At 30.6% G+C, this 19,387-nt stretch carries 19 protein-coding genes and 1 pseudogene; 3 read left to right on the top strand and 17 right to left on the bottom strand.

The window, feature by feature from the left end; all coding sequences use genetic code 11:
- From CHB63_RS14415 to rfbA, 16 genes and pseudogenes are all read right to left on the bottom strand, one after another.
- Positions 1-1,074 carry a DegT/DnrJ/EryC1/StrS family aminotransferase gene (locus tag CHB63_RS14415; RefSeq protein ID WP_089379183.1) on the bottom strand — a complete coding sequence of 358 codons (1,074 nt, stop codon included), beginning with the start codon at positions 1,072-1,074 and terminating at the stop codon, positions 1-3.
- Positions 1,071-2,513 carry a lipopolysaccharide biosynthesis protein gene (locus CHB63_RS14410; protein WP_089379182.1) on the bottom strand — a complete coding sequence of 481 codons (1,443 nt, stop codon included), beginning with the start codon at positions 2,511-2,513 and terminating at the stop codon, positions 1,071-1,073. The genes CHB63_RS14415 and CHB63_RS14410 overlap by 4 nt, the downstream gene beginning before the upstream one ends.
- A gap of 234 nt (positions 2,514-2,747) precedes the next feature.
- Positions 2,748-4,004, bottom strand: coding sequence for a sulfate adenylyltransferase subunit 1 (locus tag CHB63_RS14405; protein ID WP_089379181.1), 1,257 nt, complete (start codon positions 4,002-4,004; stop codon positions 2,748-2,750).
- A gap of 69 nt (positions 4,005-4,073) precedes the next feature.
- Positions 4,074-4,979 (bottom strand): sulfate adenylyltransferase subunit CysD, encoded by a 906-nt coding sequence (cysD, locus tag CHB63_RS14400; RefSeq protein WP_089379180.1) that lies wholly within the window; start codon positions 4,977-4,979, stop codon positions 4,074-4,076.
- Positions 4,972-5,574 (bottom strand): adenylyl-sulfate kinase, encoded by a 603-nt coding sequence (gene cysC / locus CHB63_RS14395; protein WP_089379179.1) that lies wholly within the window; start codon positions 5,572-5,574, stop codon positions 4,972-4,974. The genes cysD and cysC overlap by 8 nt, the downstream gene beginning before the upstream one ends.
- Positions 5,571-5,720, bottom strand: coding sequence for a DUF2061 domain-containing protein (locus CHB63_RS14390; RefSeq protein ID WP_245857010.1), 150 nt, complete (start codon positions 5,718-5,720; stop codon positions 5,571-5,573). The genes cysC and CHB63_RS14390 overlap by 4 nt, the downstream gene beginning before the upstream one ends.
- Positions 5,721-5,765: 45 nt before the next feature.
- Positions 5,766-6,569 (bottom strand): 3'(2'),5'-bisphosphate nucleotidase CysQ, encoded by an 804-nt coding sequence (gene cysQ, locus CHB63_RS14385; RefSeq protein ID WP_089379177.1) that lies wholly within the window; start codon positions 6,567-6,569, stop codon positions 5,766-5,768.
- A gap of 6 nt (positions 6,570-6,575) precedes the next feature.
- On the bottom strand, positions 6,576-7,544 hold the full coding sequence (locus tag CHB63_RS14380; protein WP_089379176.1) for a Gfo/Idh/MocA family protein: 969 nt from the start codon (positions 7,542-7,544) through the stop codon (positions 6,576-6,578).
- Positions 7,545-7,768: 224 nt separating this feature from the next.
- Positions 7,769-9,094 carry a UDP-glucose dehydrogenase family protein gene (locus CHB63_RS14375; protein ID WP_089379175.1) on the bottom strand — a complete coding sequence of 442 codons (1,326 nt, stop codon included), beginning with the start codon at positions 9,092-9,094 and terminating at the stop codon, positions 7,769-7,771.
- A 194-nt stretch (positions 9,095-9,288) separates the two neighbouring features.
- Positions 9,289-9,543: pseudogene (locus tag CHB63_RS14370) on the bottom strand (four helix bundle protein).
- A 149-nt stretch (positions 9,544-9,692) separates the two neighbouring features.
- A complete protein-coding gene (locus CHB63_RS14365; RefSeq protein ID WP_089379174.1) occupies positions 9,693-10,976 on the bottom strand; it encodes a nucleotide sugar dehydrogenase in 1,284 nt (427 codons plus the stop codon).
- A 10-nt stretch (positions 10,977-10,986) separates the two neighbouring features.
- Entirely contained in the window at positions 10,987-11,973 is a 987-nt protein-coding gene (locus CHB63_RS14360) for an SDR family oxidoreductase (RefSeq protein ID WP_089379173.1), read from the bottom strand.
- 44 nt (positions 11,974-12,017) lie between these two features.
- Positions 12,018-13,028, bottom strand: a complete 1,011-nt coding sequence (gene rfbB, locus CHB63_RS14355) for a dTDP-glucose 4,6-dehydratase (RefSeq protein WP_089379172.1) — start codon at positions 13,026-13,028, stop codon at positions 12,018-12,020.
- A complete protein-coding gene (gene rfbD, locus CHB63_RS14350; RefSeq protein WP_089379171.1) occupies positions 13,025-13,891 on the bottom strand; it encodes a dTDP-4-dehydrorhamnose reductase in 867 nt (288 codons plus the stop codon). Before rfbD ends, rfbB begins: the two co-directional genes overlap by 4 nt.
- Positions 13,884-14,456: a dTDP-4-dehydrorhamnose 3,5-epimerase gene (gene rfbC / locus CHB63_RS14345; RefSeq protein ID WP_089379170.1), complete on the bottom strand. Its 573-nt coding sequence runs from the start codon at positions 14,454-14,456 to the stop codon at positions 13,884-13,886. Before rfbC ends, rfbD begins: the two co-directional genes overlap by 8 nt.
- A gap of 1 nt (position 14,457) precedes the next feature.
- Positions 14,458-15,336 carry a glucose-1-phosphate thymidylyltransferase RfbA gene (gene rfbA / locus CHB63_RS14340; protein ID WP_089379169.1) on the bottom strand — a complete coding sequence of 293 codons (879 nt, stop codon included), beginning with the start codon at positions 15,334-15,336 and terminating at the stop codon, positions 14,458-14,460.
- A 357-nt stretch (positions 15,337-15,693) separates the two neighbouring features.
- Here rfbA and CHB63_RS17205 point away from each other — a divergent pair, with 357 nt between their 5' ends.
- The 3 genes from CHB63_RS17205 to CHB63_RS14330 all read left to right on the top strand — a co-directional run bounded on the left by CHB63_RS17205 (position 15,694) and on the right by CHB63_RS14330 (position 17,250).
- Positions 15,694-15,843, top strand: a complete 150-nt coding sequence (locus tag CHB63_RS17205) for a hypothetical protein (protein WP_176420395.1) — start codon at positions 15,694-15,696, stop codon at positions 15,841-15,843.
- Positions 15,844-16,140: 297 nt separating this feature from the next.
- Positions 16,141-17,001, top strand: a complete 861-nt coding sequence (locus CHB63_RS14335; RefSeq protein ID WP_089379168.1) for a sigma-70 family RNA polymerase sigma factor — start codon at positions 16,141-16,143, stop codon at positions 16,999-17,001.
- A 33-nt stretch (positions 17,002-17,034) separates the two neighbouring features.
- Positions 17,035-17,250, top strand: coding sequence for a hypothetical protein (locus tag CHB63_RS14330; RefSeq protein ID WP_089379167.1), 216 nt, complete (start codon positions 17,035-17,037; stop codon positions 17,248-17,250).
- A 1,070-nt stretch (positions 17,251-18,320) separates the two neighbouring features.
- Here the strand turns inward: CHB63_RS14330 and CHB63_RS14320 are convergent.
- Positions 18,321-19,376 carry an acyltransferase family protein gene (locus CHB63_RS14320; protein ID WP_089379165.1) on the bottom strand — a complete coding sequence of 352 codons (1,056 nt, stop codon included), beginning with the start codon at positions 19,374-19,376 and terminating at the stop codon, positions 18,321-18,323.
- Between the last annotated feature and the right edge of the window lie 11 nt (positions 19,377-19,387).

Genomic DNA, 19,387 nt, shown 5'->3' with positions numbered 1-19,387 from the left:
TTAAATATTGGTGTTTATAATATCAATTATTTTTTTTAATTCATCTAAATTAAGATCTGGAAATAAAGGTAAACACAACACTCTAGCTGCTATACTTTCAGAAACCGGCATTTTTTGTTTACCTGCATAATTTAAGGTATTTAAGGAAGGGTAAAAATAACGTCTTGGAAATATTTGAGACTCGTTTAATGTTTTTTGCACTTTTAATAAAACTTCCTCAGTTTCAAACAACACTGGATAGTAACTATAATTCCAGTCTGAATTTTCCCTCAATTTCATTGTTTTTAAATTAGAAAAATCAAGGTTTTTATTATAATACGCCACCACTTTTTTTCTACCTTCTGAAATTTGTTTCATGTATGGTAATACAGCCAAACCCATAGCTGCTTGTAACTCGGAAAGTTTCCCATTAATTCCCAGTCCATAAAATTCGGTAGCACTTTTATGTCCAAAATTATGGCTGAAATACAATTGATCAAAGAGTGCTTTATTGTTACAAAATAAGGCACCGCCTTCACCGGTATGAAATATTTTAGTAGCATGAAAACTACAGGTACTTACATCTCCATAATTAAATAATGAATTTCCCTTATAGGTTACTCCAAAAGAATGTGCAGCATCGTAAATTACTTTTAACTGGTGTTTGTTGGCAATGGCTTCAATGGCTTCTACATGGCAAGGGTTTCCAAAAACATGTGTAGCTAAAATGGCCGTGGTTTTTGGGGTGATAGCGTCTTCAATCTTCGTTTCATCAATAGTTAAATATTCTGGATGAATATCTACAAAAACCGGAGTGCAATTTTCCCAAACAATGACTGATGTTGAGGCTACATAACTAAATGGAGTGGTTATTATTTCCCCTCTATTTCCTAAAACCTTTAATGCTATTTGTAATGGTATGGTGCCATTATTCATACAAACTACATGCTTAACACCTAAATACCCTTTTAAATCATCTTCTAACTCACGTACTAGCTCGCCTCGGTTTGTTAGCCATTGGTTTTTCCAAATACGCTGCAATTGTAACTGATATTCCTCTATAGGCGGAAAAAAGGCTTTGGTTACATTAATCATCTTTTTCTAATTATATTTTTTAATTCTGTTAACGAATTCATTTTAAATAGGGCCGCTAAAAGTAAGTAAATTCCTCCGCCTAACAAACCTCCAATAAGCAAACGAATGGCATCATAGTTTATTTTATCCTTAAAAAAAAGCTCCTCAAAATATACAAATGCGCTTGCAATAAAAGCCATAAAAATAATAGGTAATAAATCTTTAGTTTGTTCCAAGGCAGGATAGTTTAAATACTTTCCTGAATAATGAGTATTGATTAAAAACCCAACAACTGATGTAAATACTGCGCCATACAACAAACCATAAATACCAAATTGAAAGGAAACAACAACTACTAATACTATCATTATTTTTTTAACAATTTCTAATTTTAAAAACAAATCGCTTCGCCCTTTTACATTTAAAATAGTTAAATTGTAAGCATGTATAGGGTACAAAATACCGTTCCAACACAGTATTTGAAAATAAGGCACAGCAGGTAACCACTTTTCTGTAAATAAGAAACGAAATAAAGGTTCTGCTAGCGCAGCCATTATTAGCAAAACAGGAGCAACAAGAAAAATTACCATTTGCATAATTCTTTTATATACACTTTTTAAACGGACTGTATCATCCTTGATTTCAGCAAATAAGGGAAAGGTAACCTTATTTAAAACTGCTGAAATATTAGTAACAGGCAATTGCTTTAAACTATTGGCTCTATTATAAAAACCTACTTGTGCTGGGGCAAAAAACTTACCAATAATAATGGTATAAGCATTTACAAAAACAACATCTAACAACCCAGATAATGTTAATTTATAGCCATACTTAAAATGGTGTTTAAATTTATATTTATTAAATACCCAACTAGGTTTCCATTTAGAATAAAACCATAATTGCAAGGTACTGGCAATCGCTTGTATTATTGCCATATACACCAAACTCCAAACTCCATAGCCTAAATAGGCCATTATAATACCAACCAACCCACCAATAATGGTTGAAGGAAGATATATTTGCATTTGAGTTTTAAAATCCATAAGCTTGGTCAATCTTGTATTTTGAATCATTGCAAAAGCATTGATAATAAAAATAATGCCATACCACCTAATAATAGAAATCAAAATTTCTTGATTGTAAAAATCAGCTATCAGGGGCGCTGTTGCAAATAGCAACACATACATTGCAACACTTCCAATTAAATTGTAATAAAACACTGTAGAATAATCTTCCTGCGTTGGATTTTCGGTCCTTATTAGAGAGGAACCCAACCCAGCATCCATTAATGAGGCTCCTATGCCCATAAATATACCAATCATAGCAATGAGCCCAAATTCTTCTGGCAATAACAAACGTGCCAAAACAATAGACACTATAAAGCCAATACCTTGTTTTCCGAATTGCTGAAGTCCAGACCAAAATATCCCTGATAAAGCTTTTTGTTTTAATTGGCTCAAATTATTGTTATTGTTGTTTTATTTTTTTGTTTGTTAATAGTCATACTACTCACATATAATCTTCAGGTTATCTCAAGCTCTTAAAATCAATTACCTCTTCTACCGTTCTAGTAATCACAATAAAGGCTAACACCTCGACAGGCTCAGTGTGACAATGTGTTCATCAGTCAGTCTGAACTTGTCGAAGACTTTTTATATTCCCTTTCTCCGCTGATCACTGCACACGAACTGCCACTACACAATCATTCCAGCTGCTACAGTTTCATTGGTAGCATCATCAATTAATATAATACTTCCTGTGGTTCTATTTGTTCTATAAGAATCAATCATTAATGGCTTAGTGGTTCTTATTTTTACCCTACAAATAGCATTCATTGTTAATTCTTTATCCACTTTATCGCGCTCATAGGTATCAATATTTACTTTATAAACTACCTCCTTTATCATTGCTTTTTGCTCATTTGAGGTATGTTGTATTTTATATTTGGCTCTTGGTTTTGCTGGTAAATTATTAAACCAACATAGCATTAGATCAATATCCTGAGAAACTTCTGGCATATTATTTTTTTTAGCAATTAAATCTCCTCTACTTACATCAATATCATCTTCTAAAGTTATGACTACCGACATTGGTGCGAAAGCTTCCTGCACATTACCTGAGAATGTATCAATAGATTTAATTACAGATGTAAAACCAGATGGTAATACAACTATTTCTTGTCCTGGTTTAAAAATACCGCTTGCAATTCTACCAGCATACCCTCTATAATCTCTATGTGCTTCATTTTGTGGTCTAATAACAGTTTGCACAGGAAAACGACCATCTATTTTATTAATATCACTACTAATGTGTAAGGTTTCTAATACATGTAATAAAGGCGCTCCATGGTACCAATCCATATTTTGAGATTTATTAACCACATTGTCTCCATTTAAAGCGCTAATTGGAATGTAACGCACATCTTTTATCAACATTTTTGAAGCTATTTCTTCATAATCTGCCATAATCTCATTAAAACGTGCTTCTTTATAATCCACTAAATCCATTTTATTTATACACACAATAATATGTGGAATTTGTAATAACGATGCAATAAACGAATGCCGTTTAGTTTGTTCAATTACTCCATGTCTGGCATCAATTAAAATAATTGCCGCATTTGCAGTGGATGCACCTGTAACCATATTTCTTGTATATTGTATATGACCAGGTGTATCTGCAATTATAAATTTTCGTTTAGGTGTTGTAAAATATCTGTAGGCTACATCAATGGTAATTCCTTGTTCTCTTTCATCTCGTAACCCGTCCGTAAACAATGCCAAATCAACGCCCTCATGACCTCTGCGTTTACTCGTCGTTTCTATAGCATCTAATTGGTCTTCAAAAATTGATTTTGAATCGTACAACAAACGGCCTATTAAGGTGCTTTTTCCATCATCTACACTACCTGCGGTTGTAAATCTTAATAATTGATTTTTATCTATTGTCATTTTTAGTCTTTAAAATTTAATTTCACACTTCGACAGGCTCAGTGTGACATTCAAAAGGTGTGTGCTATATTAAAAATACCCTTGTCTTTTTCTGTCTTCCATAGAGCTTTCAGATCTTTTATCATCTGTTCTGTTTCCCCTTTCTGTTTTTCTCATTGCTGCAACTTCCAGTGCTATTTTCTCAACTGTATCCGCATCAGATTCTATACCACCTGTAATTGTAATATCTCCCAAAGTTCTAAATCGAACTTTTTTTAGTTCAATTTTATCATGTTCATCTAAAATGAGGTATTCTGAATTCGGAATCCAAGAATCGTTTTTCCAAACTACTTCTCTTTCATGTGCAAAATATAATGATGGAATTTTAATATTTTCTTTTGCTATATAATTCCAAACATCCATTTCTGTCCAATTACTTATAGGAAAAACTCTAAAATGTTCACCTTGAAAATGATTTCCATTAAAAATATTCCATAATTCCGGACGCTGATTTTTTGGGTCCCATTGTCCAAACTCATCTCTATGTGAAAAAAAACGTTCTTTTGCTCTTGATTTTTCCTCATCACGCCTTCCACCTCCAATGGCGCAATCTACTTTGTTGTGTTCAATTGCATCTAGCAGCGTTGTTATTTGCAATTCATTTCTAGTTGCATTTTTACCTCGTTCTTCTGAAACTCTCCCATCATCAATAGCCTGTTGTACCGAACCAACAATTAAATTTGCCCCATATTCATTCACTAAATCATCTCTAAACTTAATTGTTTCAGAAAAATTATGCCCAGTATCTACATGCATTAACGAAAATGGAATTTTAGCCGGATAGAATGCTTTTTTTGCTAAATGAGCTACTACAATTGAATCTTTTCCTCCCGAAAATAATATTACAGGGTTTTGAAACTGCGCCCAAACCTCTCGTAATACAAAAATGGCTTCGCTTTCTAATTCTTCTAAATAACTTAAATAATACTTACTCATTTATTGTTAATTTCTTTTTTATATGATTCGCTATTTTAGCTATAGCATCCTCTATACCTTCACTTTCTGTTTTTATTTCAATATCTGCATTTTCGGGCACTTCATAAGGAGCGTTGATTCCTGTAAAATTTGGAATTTCACCACTTCTTGCTTTTTTATACAATCCTTTTACATCACGTCTTTCACACTCTTCAAGAGATGTATTTACAAAAACTTCCACAAAGTTTGAAGAACCAACCATTCTTTTCACTTCTTGTCTATCTTTTTGATAAGGTGAAATAAAAGCTCCAATAACTACACAACCAGCATCAATAAAAAGCTTGGATATTTCTCCAATTCTTCTAATATTCTCTGAACGATCTTCTGGACTAAATGTTAAATTTTGATTGATGCCATGCCTAATATTATCCCCATCTAACACATAGGTTCTAATTCCTTGCTGATGTAAATGTTCTTCCAGTCCATTTGCTATGGTAGATTTTCCTGAACCAGACAAACCAGTAACCCAAATTAAAAAAGAATTATGCCCATTTAACTGTTGCCTCTCTTTTCTGGTTACTTTAAAATGATGTTTTTTTATATTTGTGTCACTCATTTTTTAAATACAATTTTATACCATGCTCTTTCATGTAAATAATACAATATCATTTTCAGAAAATATTCCCAACCACCAACTGCAAGGCCAATCATAGGATTACCAGATATTATCCATGCTAAAATAATAGTGGTAAAAGTAGCCAACAACCTCCATGAAATGGTTTTAAAATATGTTTCTTTTTAGAATTTTCAATCATAATTACAAACAAACCAAGGGTTTAACAAATTTTCTTTATTATAACTCAATTCTTTTTTTGTATCAAGTGCCATTACTTTAATTCCAATCGCATTACAAATTGCTTGCCCTGCTGCGGTATCCCACTCCATTGTGGGTGCAAATCTTGGGTATACATCCGCCAAATCTTCGGCTATGATACAAAACTTTAAAGAACTTCCTTTTGATATAATTTTCAATTCTTTTTTATTATCAGATTTAAGCTTTTCCATAAAAGCAAGGGTTTCATCACTCATATGTGAACGACTGCCAACCAATCTTATTATTTTTTTAGAAGTATCATGCTTTTTTAGCGGAGTGCTTTTAGTAATTATTTCATTTAAACTCCAGGAACTATCTTCTACTAAAACTTTAAACGTAGTTTTATCTGGGACATTTCCAACATATAATTCTTTTGTTACAGGTACATATATTACTCCTAAAACAGGTTTACCATTATTTACCAATGCAATATTTACTGTGAATTCGCCATTTCTTTTGATAAATTCTTTAGTCCCATCTAAAGGATCTACAATCCAACACAACTTCCAGTTTTTTCTTTCTGAATATTCTAATTGTTTATTTTCTTCACTAATAATAGGAATTTCTGTTGGTATTAAATATGAATTAATAATATCATTTGCTTTTTTATCTGCTTCCGTTAGTGGTGAATTATCTTCTTTTATTTCATAATCAAACTCTGAATTGTAAACATCCATTATTTTTTTACCAGCTTCAATTGAAGCTCTAATTGCAATTTCTAAATTATTCTCTAACATTTAAATCTATCTATTAAACGGATGCTTCGCCAACGGTTTTTTTACAAAAGGATGAAAATCTCCTTTAGCTCCAATTGGTTCTGCATGACGAATTTCATGTACTATTTCTATTGCCTGGCGTGGAGCTTCTAATCCATAACCATTTCCTTTTAAAATTTCCTGATAAGAAACCGTATGTAAATCGGTAAAACCTCCACTAAATTCTAATTCTTCACCTTCAATAGTAATAGAGCGATAGGTTGTTTGTCCTTTTGCTTTTATTTCTTCAGGAAGCACGTCGTAATTAATTGATAAAAACCAACGTACTCTGGCTCTTTCAAATTCTAAATAACCTGCCGAACGATCGTGGGTATTTACATGAACTACATTTTGTTTTAAATCACCAAAAATCCAGGAGAGCATATCAAAAAAATGCACTCCAATATTACTTGCAATTCCACCAGATTTTGAAACATCACCTTTCCAAGATGTATAGTACCAATGCCCTCTTGATGTTAAATAGGTTAAATCAACATCATACATTTTATCTTTCGGTCCGTTTGCAATTTTTTCTTTAAGAGCAATAATACTTGGATGCACTCTTAATTGTAAAATATTATAAACTTTTTTTCCTGTTTCTTTTTCAATTTGAGCCAAAGCATCAATATTCCAAGGGTTCAACACCAAAGGTTTTTCACAAATAGCATCTGCACCTTGTCTTAGTGCAAAACGAATATGTGCATCGTGTAAATAATTTGGAGTACAAATACTTACATAATCCAACTTTTTACATTGTTCATATTTTAATTTAGAAATATGACGATCAAAACGCTCAAATTCAGTAAAAAAATCTGCATTTGGAAAAAAACTATCTATAATACCAACACTGTCAAATTTATCTAAAGCAGCCACCAAATTATTATTGGTTTCTTTTATGGCTTTCATATGTCGTGGTGCTATATAACCACTTGCACCTATTAATGCGAAATTTTTCATTGTTTTATTTGTTTAAACTAAAACGAAGACGATAACTAAGACTTTCTCTTTTTTACTAAAACTATTTCATATAGGAATACTTTATTAATTAGCCCTCCAAGTAATTATTTTCAGTTTTAATCCAAGTCCTTAGTTCATTGTTTTAGTTTTAGTTTTAGTTCTTAGTCTTAGTTCTTAGTCTTAGTTCTTAGTCTTAGTCTTAGTCTTAGTTTTTAGTCTTAGTTTTAGTTTTTACCAATCTGATAATACTCAAATCCTTTTTCCTCCAAGTTAAAAATATTATACTGATTTCTACCATCAAAAATAACTGGCGCTTTTAACTTCTCTTTTATTTCTTCAAAGTCCGGTGATCTAAATTCTTTCCATTCTGTTAATAATAACATCGCATCTGCATTGTTTAGTGCCTCGTATTTAGAATTAACATAGGTAATGTTTTCAACATCCTTTAAATAACAAACTTTTGCTTCTTCCATTGCTTTTGGATCGTATGCCTGAATTTTAGCGCCTCTTTTTACCAATTCATTAATTATATAAATTGCTGGGGCTTCTCGCATATCATCTGTTCCCGGTTTAAAAGCCAGCCCCCAAATACCAAATGTTTTACCTGTTAAATCTTCGCCGAATTTCGCTACTATTTTATGTGCAATTACTAATTTTTGCGCATCGTTTACTTCCTCAACGGAGGTTATTAATTTTGCATTGTAATTGTAATCTTCTGCTATTTTCTTTAGCGCTTTTACATCTTTAGGAAAACAAGAACCCCCATAACCACAGCCTGGATAAATAAATCCGTACCCTATTCTGGAATCTGATCCTATTCCAATTCTCACCTGATTAGCATCTGCACCAACTTTTTCACAAATATTGGCAATCTCATTCATAAATGAAATTTTAGTTGCTAGCATTGCATTTGCTGCATATTTTGTCATCTCAGCAGAACGAATATCCATTTCAATAAAACGCTCGCGCGACATACAAAATGGGGTGTATAACTGCTTCATTTTCTCAAGAGCAAAATCACTTTCAGCTCCAATTACAACCCTGTCAGGTTTCATAAAATCGTTAATGGCAGCACCTTCTTTTAAAAATTCCGGATTTGAAACCATATCAAATTCAATTGCAACACCTCTTTTATCTAATTCTTTTTGAATTGTTGCTTTTACTTTATCAGCTGTTCCTACTGGCACTGTAGATTTATCAACAATTACCAACCTTTTTTGCATTGATTTCCCAATACTTGCAGCCACATCTAACACATATTGCAAGTCTGCTGAACCATCATCGCCCATTGGAGTTCCAACGGCAATAAAAACAATTTCAGAAACATTTAATGCATCCTTTAAATTGGTGGTAAACTGCAAAGTTCCACGTTCCACATTTTTTATTACTAAAGGCTCTAAACCGGGCTCAAAAATTGGTAAAATACCTTTCTTAAGATTTTCAATTTTCTCAATATTGTTATCAACACAAATAACTTTATTTCCCATTTCGGCAAAACAAGTTCCTGATACTAATCCAACATATCCGGTTCCTATAACTACTATTTTCATGTTACTTTATTATATAATACTAAAACGATGACATTGACGAAGACTTTCTTATTTCTATTAAACTAAAACGATGACTATAACGAAGACTTTTTTTATTTAATTTTTTGTCTTAGTTTTTAGCTTCTAGTCTTAGTTCTTCTTCACCAAACTATTTCTGAATGCACTTATTCTTTTTTGTAAACTTATTATTTCTATTAATATTTTTCTGAATTATCTTTTTCAATATATCTTCTATTTTCGGCTATTCTTAATTGTGTTTCTAATTCATAGGCAGATCCTAAACTTATTTCTAAAAATCTACCGAAATCCTTTTCAGAATTTCTAGAAGCTCATTCAGCTATATTTGAAGGAATTGAAACCGCAGAACGTGTTATTTGCGAAATCAGTGCAAATCTCTCATCTTTTGGAAAATCACCTACAATGTCATAAATTAAATTTACTAATGTCATAGCATCAATCCAAACATCATACTCTCTAAAATTCCTCATAGCTTTTTTTATATTTTACTAAAACCGCATTCTAATAATTCAAAGTCTTAGTTTTTGTCTTAGTTTTTGTCTTAGTTCTTAATCTTAGTCTTAGTTCTTAGTCTTAGTTCTTACAATTTCCCTTGCACTTTACAATTTAAAAATCCTTTTACATCATAAATCACTCCTTTTGGGTTCAAATGTTTTATAAAATCTATTTCCAAAAATTCTTTATGTGAAACTGCTAACACAATAGCATCATATTTATTTTGAGGCATATTTCTTAAAGTTTCTAAATTATATTCCCTTTTTACTTCTGAAGTATTTGCCCAGGGATCGAAAATGGTAACTTCAGTTCCAAATTCTTTTAAATTTTCAATAACATCCACCACCTTGGTATTTCTTACATCCGGACAATTTTCTTTAAAAGTAATTCCCAACACTAAAACCCGTGCGTTTTTAACTTTTATATCTTGCTGAACCAATAACTTTACAACTTCAGAAGCTACATAATTTCCCATACTATCATTCATTCTTCTTCCGGCTAGAATAATTTCTGGGTGATAACCTACTTCCTGCGCTTTTTGGGCTAAATAATAGGGATCAACACCTATACAATGTCCACCAACCAACCCTGGCTTAAATGGTAAAAAGTTCCATTTTGTACCTGCTGCTTCCAATACCGCTTGTGTATCAATATTTAATAAATTGAATATTTTTGCCAATTCGTTTACAAAAGCAATGTTAATATCACGTTGTGAATTTTCGATAACTTTTGCTGCTTCTGCAACTTTAATAGATGGAGCTAAATGCGTACCTGCAGTAATTACTGAAGCATATAAATCATTTACTTTTTCGCCAATTTCAAGTGTTGAACCTGAGGTTACTTTTAATATTTTCTCTACTGTATGTTCTTTATCTCCTGGGTTAATTCGTTCTGGTGAATACCCTGCAAAAAAATCTTTATTATATTTTAATCTCGAAGCCTTTTCCAAAATTGGAATACAAACTTCTTCCGTTGCGCCAGGATATACTGTGGATTCGTATATAACAATGTCATTTTTCTTTAAAACACTTCCAACAGATTCACTGGATTTAACAAGTGGAGTTAAATCTGGTTTGTTATTTTTATCAACCGGGGTTGGAACTGTAATAATATAGTAATTACAATTTCTTATTTCTTCTAATAAGGTAGTACAAAATAATCCCTTTTCAGCATTTGGTGCATCTATCAAGACATTTTCTAATACCTCATTTTCAACTTCTAAGGTACTATCAATTCCTTTTTTAAGTTCTTCAACTCGCTGTTGATTAATATCAAAACCTATAACATTATATTTAGTAGCAAATAGTCTGGCTAAAGGTAAACCTACATACCCCAATCCAACTATTGCTATTTTAATTTTATCTTTCATCAATAAATAATTATAAATTATCCCAATACCAATTTACAGCAGCCTCAAGACCCTGTTCAATTGAAAATTCCGGATTGTAACCTAATAATTTTTTTGCTTTTTCTATTGAAGCTAATGAGTGGGGAATATCTCCAACTCTGGTTGGTCCATATTTAATTTTCACATTGGCTATTCTTTCATCAAAATTAGATAATTTAAGTCGTAACGTTGACACCAATTCATTTAAAGTTGTTCTTTCGCCAAAAGCAACATTGTAAACCTGATTTACAGCATTTTTATTTGTGGTACTTATAGCCAATAAATTCATTTGAATTACATTATCTATATACGTAAAATCTCTTGAAAATTCACCATCACCATTTATAACGGGAGATTCATATTTCATAAACTGCATTACAAATTTGGGAATAACCGCAGCATAAGCTCCATTTGGATCCTGTTTTCTTCCAAATACATTGAAATATCTTAAACCAATAGTATCTAATCCATATGTTCTTTGAAAAATATCTGCATACAATTCATTTACATATTTAGTAATTGCATATGGAGATAATGGCTTTCCAATTACATCTTCTACTTTTGGAAGTCCCTCTGAATCTCCATAAGTTGATGAGCTTGCAGCATATATAAACCTTTTAACCTTAGCATCTCTAGCCGCTACCAGCATATTTAAAAACCCAGAATTATTTACATCGTTCGTTGTAATTGGATCTTCAATGGAGCGAGGAACAGAACCTAATGCTGCCTGATGCAACACAAATTCTACACCATCACAGGCATTTTTACAATTATTAAGTATTCTAATATCGCCTTCCAATAGTTGAAATTTTGGATGCTTTAATAAATGTTGAATATTCTCTCTTTTACCTGTTGCAAAATTATCCAAACAAACTACAGTGTTATCCAATTCCAACAATGATTCACATAAATTAGAACCAATAAAACCTGCACCACCTGTTACTAAAATTTTACTGTTTTTTATAAACTCACCCTTCATTATTCAATTCTTTAATCACAAAAGTTAACTAATTAAGTTATTATTTAACCTTTATACTTTTTAATATACCACTCAACTGTTTTTAAGATTCCAGTCTCAAAATTTTCTGCTGCTTGCCATCCCAATTCATTTTCAATTTTACTGGCATCTATTGCATACCTATAATCATGTCCTGCTCTATCTTCAACATAGGTGATTTGATCTTTGTAGCTCTCTTCTTTTGGAACTAGTGTATCTAACAATTCACATATTTTATTGGCAATGTAATTATTATCCCGTTCATTTTTACCACCAATATTATACACTTCTCCACCTTTACCATTATGAAATGCTAAATCAATTCCCAAACAATGATCCGTTACGTACAACCAATCTCTAATATTTTTTCCATCTCCATAAATTGGAATTGCCTCACCTGCCAATGCTTTTCTAATTACTGTTGGAATTAGCTTTTCATCATGTTGATTTGGACCGTAATTATTAGAACAATTTGTAATTACCGTGTTCATTCCATAGGTATGAAAATAACTACGAACAATTAAATCGCTACTTGCTTTAGAAGCGCTGTATGGCGAATTAGGTGCATACGGTGTCGTTTCTGTAAACAATCCTGTTTCTCCTAAAGTTCCATAGACCTCATCTGTAGACACATGTAAAAATCGAGAATTTTCAAAACCAGATTTAAAAACAAAAGGTTTTTCCATCCAATATTTATAAGCAACATCTATTAAAGTAAACGTACCTTTTACATTGGTTTCTATAAAAATACCTGGTCCACTTATTGAATTATCAACGTGCGATTCTGCTGCTAAATGAATAACCCCATGAACAATATAATGTTGAAAAACTCGCTCCATTAAATCTCTATCGCAAATATCACCATTTACAAAAGTGAAATTTTTAGAATTTTTCACTGAATCCAAATTTTCAACATCCCCTGCATACGTTAGAGAATCCACAACAACAATTTTATAATCTGGATATTTATCAACTAGATATTCAACTAAGTTAGAGCCAATAAATCCAGCTCCGCCGGTTACTAATATAGAATTCATATTTCTTCTGTTTTAATTAAACATCGTTTCAAAGATTCTTTCCAATTTAGAATCTCAATTTTAAACGTCTTTTTTATTTTTTCAGTATTTAATAAACTGTATTTTGGTCTTAATGCTTTTGATTTAAATTCCTTTGATGAAATTGGTGCTATTTTACAATTAGCATCAGAATTTTTTAATATTTCCTGAGCAAATTCAAACCAACTACATTTTCCTTCATTTGCAAAATGATAAATTTCAATTCCTTTATTTTTAATTGCCGGAATAATTTGTAAAATTACCTTGGCTAAATCATCTGCATTTGTTGGAGAGCCAATTTGATCGGAAACAACCGAAATCACTTCCTTTTCTTTAAACAATTTTAACATTGTTTTTACAAAATTGTGTCCGTACAAAGAGTACAACCATGAGGTTCGTATTATAATAGAATTCTCTGGGTTTATTGCTATTAAAGCTTCTTCTCCTTTTAATTTAGTAAATCCATAGTTGTTTTTAGGATTTGTTTTATCATTTTCCACATAAGGGATTTCAGAACTGCCATCAAAAACATAATCTGTGGAAATATGAATTAGTTTTATACCATTCTTTTTTGCAACAAATCCTAAATTCTCAACCGCTAAATAATTTATTTCATTCGCCAAATCAAGTTCATCTTCCGCTTTATCCACATTGGTATATGCTGCACAATTTATAATAACTTGAATTTTGTTTTTTAAAACAAATTCTTGAACTTCATCAAATTTTGAAATGTCTAATTCTTTTTTATCTGTAAAAATCAAATGATAACTTGAATACTCATTTTCCAATTCTTTTATGGCGTTACCTAGTTGTCCGTTTGAACCTGTGACTAAAATATTAATCATTCATTTTAAAATTTGGTTCAAACAAATCAGCATTTTTAAAAGTTGGCTGTATTTTATCTTTTTCAGAAATAATTAATTCGTTCAAAGGATAATGCCAATCAATATTTAAATTTTTATCATTATATATAATTCCTCTTTCCGATTCTTTATTGTAATAATTATCCACTTTATAACAAAATATAGTGTCATCAGTTAAAGTCAGGTAACCGTGAGCAAAACCCTGAGGAACAAAAAGTTGGTATTTATTCTCTTCACTTAGCTCAACCACCACCGATTTTCCAAATGTTGCTGATTCTTTTCTAATATCAACAACCACATCTAAAACCTTACCTTTTATAACTCTAACCAATTTAGATTGTGCATATGGTGGCAATTGATAATGCAGACCTCTCAAAACACCTTTTGATGACTTTGCCTCATTATCCTGACAAAAATTTACTGAATAACCCACATTTTTTTCGAAGCTTTCTTTTTTAAAAACTTCATAAAAATAACCACGTTCATCATTATAAATGGTTGGTTTGCATAGTACCACATCGGGTATTTCAGTTCTTATAAATTCCAAATTATTTTGAGTTTGCTATACGCAACAAATACTGCCCGTAACTATTATTTTTATATTCTTCTGCTAAAAAGAGCAATTGTTCCTTTTTAATATAACCTTTTTCAAATGCAATTTCTTCGATACAAGCAATTTTTAAACCTTGACGCTTTTCTATAGTTTGAATAAAATTTGAAGCTTCTAACAATGAATCTTCCGTACCAGTATCTAACCAGGCATAACCTCTTCCGAGAAGTTCCATCTTTAAATTATTTTGCTCTAAATACCTTTGATTAACCGTAGTTATTTCTAACTCACCACGCTTACTTGGCTTAATATTCTTTGCTATTTCAACAACGCTATTTGGATAAAAATACAACCCTACAACAGCATAATTACTTTTTGGATGTATTGGTTTTTCTTCAATACTTAAAACATTTTTGTTTTTATCAAATTCTGCAACTCCATATCTCTCTGGGTCTTGCACATAATAACCAAAAACCGAAGCCTTTTTTTGAATAGTTGCAGTATGAACGGCTTCACTTAAAAGCTTTTCTATACCAGCACCATAAAAAATATTATCACCTAGAATTAAACAAACATCATCATTTCCTATAAAATCTTCACCTAAAATAAACGCTTGGGCCAAACCTTCTGGTCTCGGCTGTTCTATATAAGAAAACTGCATTCCAATTGAATTTCCATCTCCTAATAATTTTTTGAAATTTGGCAAATCCTGAGGTGTTGAAATTATTAAAACCTCTGTTATTCCTGAAAGCATTAAAATTGAAAGCGGGTAATAAATCATTGGCTTATCATAGATAGCCAATAATTGTTTTGAAGTACCTTTTGTAATTGGATATAAACGTGTTCCAGACCCACCTGCCAATATAATTCCCTTCATAATATTATTTAAAATTCAACAACTAAGCAAAAATAACCAATTAATATTGATTACCAACCTCTTTTAAGGAAACTTAGATTGCACTTCAAACTAACATTATATGCATCTTCTAAAGAAATAAATATAGCTCATAAATAAGTAGTAATTTCAATTCTAAAAATAATTAAACTAAAATATTAATGGATAAAGCTCCATTCCGAAAATATTTGAAAAACAATATAAATGGCTCGAAATTCCACCTAAATGGTTGTTTTTCAACAATAAATGGTAATTTTATTTGGATTTTAATAAATTAATTTGTAGTTTTATCTCATATTAGTATTTAGTCGAATTAAGTCAACCCCAAATTCTATTATCATGAACTCTATTTCCCCACAAAATGTTTATGCCGAACAAGGTATTAATCAAACCGCATTAAAAGATTACAAAACTTATTTAAACCATTACAGTTTTCGAAATCTTCAACCTATGTCTTTTGAAGAATTTTTAGAAAATTATTGTAGCTAAACCAACAACCCCTCTTTTTTTAAGTAATACTTTCCATTAATAATTTTGTTTAAATTGAATTGAAAAAGCCTTTCAATTTTGAAAGGCTTTTTCAATTCAAAAATTAACAATTAAACAAAAATCTTGATAGTTCACCCGAACTATATCATTAAAATTGAACATAATAACTGATAAGAATCATTAATTATATTGATTATTCTCATAGTATTTCAAATATATAATTCCTTTTTTTGAAAGTTACAATTTCTCCCCTTACACTTCAATCCTAATTTTATCGTAGAATATTAATATTATAAAATGAGACAACTTAAAATTTCTAAACAGCTCACAAATAGAGAAGCTGCATCATTAGATAAATACCTACAGGAAATTGCAAAAGTTGACCTAATAAATCCTGAAACAGAAGTTAAGTTAGCGCAGCGAATAAAAAAAGGAGATCCAGTTGCTCTGGAAAAACTAACTAAAGCAAACTTACGCTTTGTTGTTTCAGTAGCGAAACAGTATCAAAATCAAGGATTAGCACTTACTGATTTAATAAATGAAGGAAATTTAGGTTTGATAAAAGCAGCAAAACGTTTTGATGAAACACGTGGTTTTAAGTTTATTTCATACGCAGTATGGTGGATACGACAATCAATTTTACAAGCCTTAGCAGAACAATCTCGCATAATTAGGCTACCTCTTAATAAAATTGGTTCAATTAATAAAATAAACAAAATGTATGCGTATTTGGAGCAAGAAAATGAAAGGCCTCCTTCGCTTGAAGAAATTTCAGAAAAATTAGATATGACTTTAAGTGAAATTAAAATATCTTTAAAAAATTCAGGAAGGCATTCATCTTTAGATGCTCCACTAATTAAAGGTGAAAATTCAAATCTTTATGATGTTTTAAATTTTGGGAAATTTCCAAATCCAGATAAAGAACTGTTACACGAATCGTTAAAAATTGATATCAAACGTGTTTTGAAAACCTTAAGACCTAGAGAGGCTGATGTTATTCAACTATGTTTTGGTTTGGGAAATACAGAAATCATGACTTTAGAAGAAATTGCGAAAAATCTTCATTTAACAAGAGAGCGTGTTCGACAAATAAAAGATAAATCTATAAGAAGGCTAAAAAGTTTATCCAGAAGTGAGATTTTAAAAATGTATTTATGAAAAAGAATACTACTAATTAAAAATGATTGAATTATGAAAGCTAAACATCTACTTAATATAAGCTATCCTTTATCAAAGCAATCCTATGATGCATTAAGAAAAGGATTGAAACTTGGAGAATTAAAATGGATTAACTTCCCAAAAGAATTAAAGGACGCATTTCATAATTTTGAGCAAGAAGAACGAGAAATTGATTTTGAAAAACGACTGCATAAAGAATCAACAAACGAATTTGATAGCTCTATTTAATCTCTAGATTCTTTAAAAAACGGAAATATAGTTTTATCAGTCATTTAAAATAAAGTTATAAACTTTTTTAAAATTCTTTCTATGTCTATTTAAAAAAATAAACAATTTAATTGTTTTATAACTGATAAACTCTTATCTTTAAGAAGCAATTTTTTTTTGTTATCCTCTCGGAATCTATCCAAGAGTGGTAACAAATTCCAGGAATACCATTACTAATAAATCCTTCCTTCAGTAGTGGTATTCTTTTGTTATATAAACATCAACTTTTCCTTTATTAGATATTAGAACAATATTTTAATGATTGAAAAAAAAAGTCGCTAACAATAACAGGATCTCACCAATCCAAATTCCTAGATAATGAAAAAAACAGGGTCTTGAATACCGCTCAGCAATTGCTAAATTTGCATTTCCAAAAAATAATTGTTATCTTAAACAATAATTAAAAACCGAAAACTTAAAAACTCCAGTCGGTTTCCCAAGCACAATTTCTGCAATAAGTTAAATTAATAATCGGTTGATTTATTAAATTATCATAAACTTGGCAGAATTATTTGAGGCAATAAAGCTTTACCTAATCAGAAATTAAATTGTGTGTTGGTTCTATTTATAGAAATTAAACTTAATAATATTTTATCATGAAAACACTAGATTTAAAAAAAATGAAATTACCCTTAACAAAAGAGAAGTTCAGAAAATTAAGAATGGCGATCCAGAGCGGACAAGTAAAATGGATGGACATGTCCAAGGATTTAATGTTTGCTTATCAAGACTTTTGGAAGTCTATTAGAGTCGAAAACTTGAATGAGAGAATCTAAAAAACAAACCACCTATAAATTACAAAGAAGGTGTTCTCTTATGGTTAAAAGTTAATAATCGTATTTTGGTTTAACGCATTGAAAGGTTATTCATAAAGTTTGATAAAATGTTTTATTAATAAATTTTCAAATGCGGATAAAAAAAAAGCATCTAATTATGAGATGCTTTTTTAGAATAGTTATAGTATTAATTTTTTTAAATTAATGAAATCAATAAAAGACCTACTTTTAATATAGCTCTTGTTTTTACAATTATTACCGCCTTCTAAGCCCAAAAAATGGTCTTAAAAATTTTATTCTTCTAATTATAAATTCATACAAAATATAACACCCTGCACCTGTAAATAAAACTATTAATATAAATTTATAAATGGTTGAAATATTAAGTGGCAGTATTAAATACGATCCTAAAAAAAGAAAAATCATATGAATTATATATATTGGATACACTGCTTCACTTAAATAACTTAATATTTTACTTTGATGGTTCAAATATCTATAACCAAACGCAAATACTGTAAACACCCAAAAACAAGACTCAACAGCCTTTAAATAATTTGGTGCATTTACCAACTCAAAATAAAACAATCGAACTGAAAATAGCAATGAGGCTACTATTATTAAAAACCATCTCCATTTAAGAACTGATTTCCAAAAATAAGCTTCACTATATATCAATAAAAAGCCAAATAAAAAGGCTAATAACCCTAAAACAAATCCGTGAGTTGTCATAGCATACAATTCAAAAGATTCCATCTTAACAACAAATGTTTCAATAACAAAAGTTCCTATTATTATTAAAAAACCCAACGGGCTTCCAAATAGCTTTTTTATTCTATTCCCTAATAAACTACCTTCAATTCTCTTTAAATAAAAGAACAATGGAGACAAAATTAGTACGTACATAAATATATTCCCTAAAAACCATAAATGACTTCTATTTAGCATATAAGACACATCCTGACTGTAATAATATTGCCAGATTAGAAAATGTATTGGGACAATAAAAATGATTCCAAATATGAATGGTAACAAAATTCTTCTTGCTCTTTCTGTTAATAGCTGTTTCCAATTTCTTTTTTTAATTGCAAAACAAACTCCCATTCCTGATACAAAAAACAACAAAGGAATTCTCCAAACATTTAGCATAGACATTGGTATCCATAAGGATTTTAAAGGTTGATCACTTTGAATAAACCCTATAAATACACCCCAAGGTTGAAAAACAATTGTTATATGATATATTAAAAGTAACCCAATTGCAATTACTCTTAACCAATCTATATCGTATCTTCTTATTGAATTAGACATCTTTAAATTTT

The organism is Lutibacter flavus (assembly GCF_900188355.1).
Classification (GTDB): domain Bacteria; phylum Bacteroidota; class Bacteroidia; order Flavobacteriales; family Flavobacteriaceae; genus Lutibacter; species Lutibacter flavus.
Note: the sequence above shows the minus strand (reverse complement) of the source record. Positions and strands in the feature narration are given on the sequence as shown.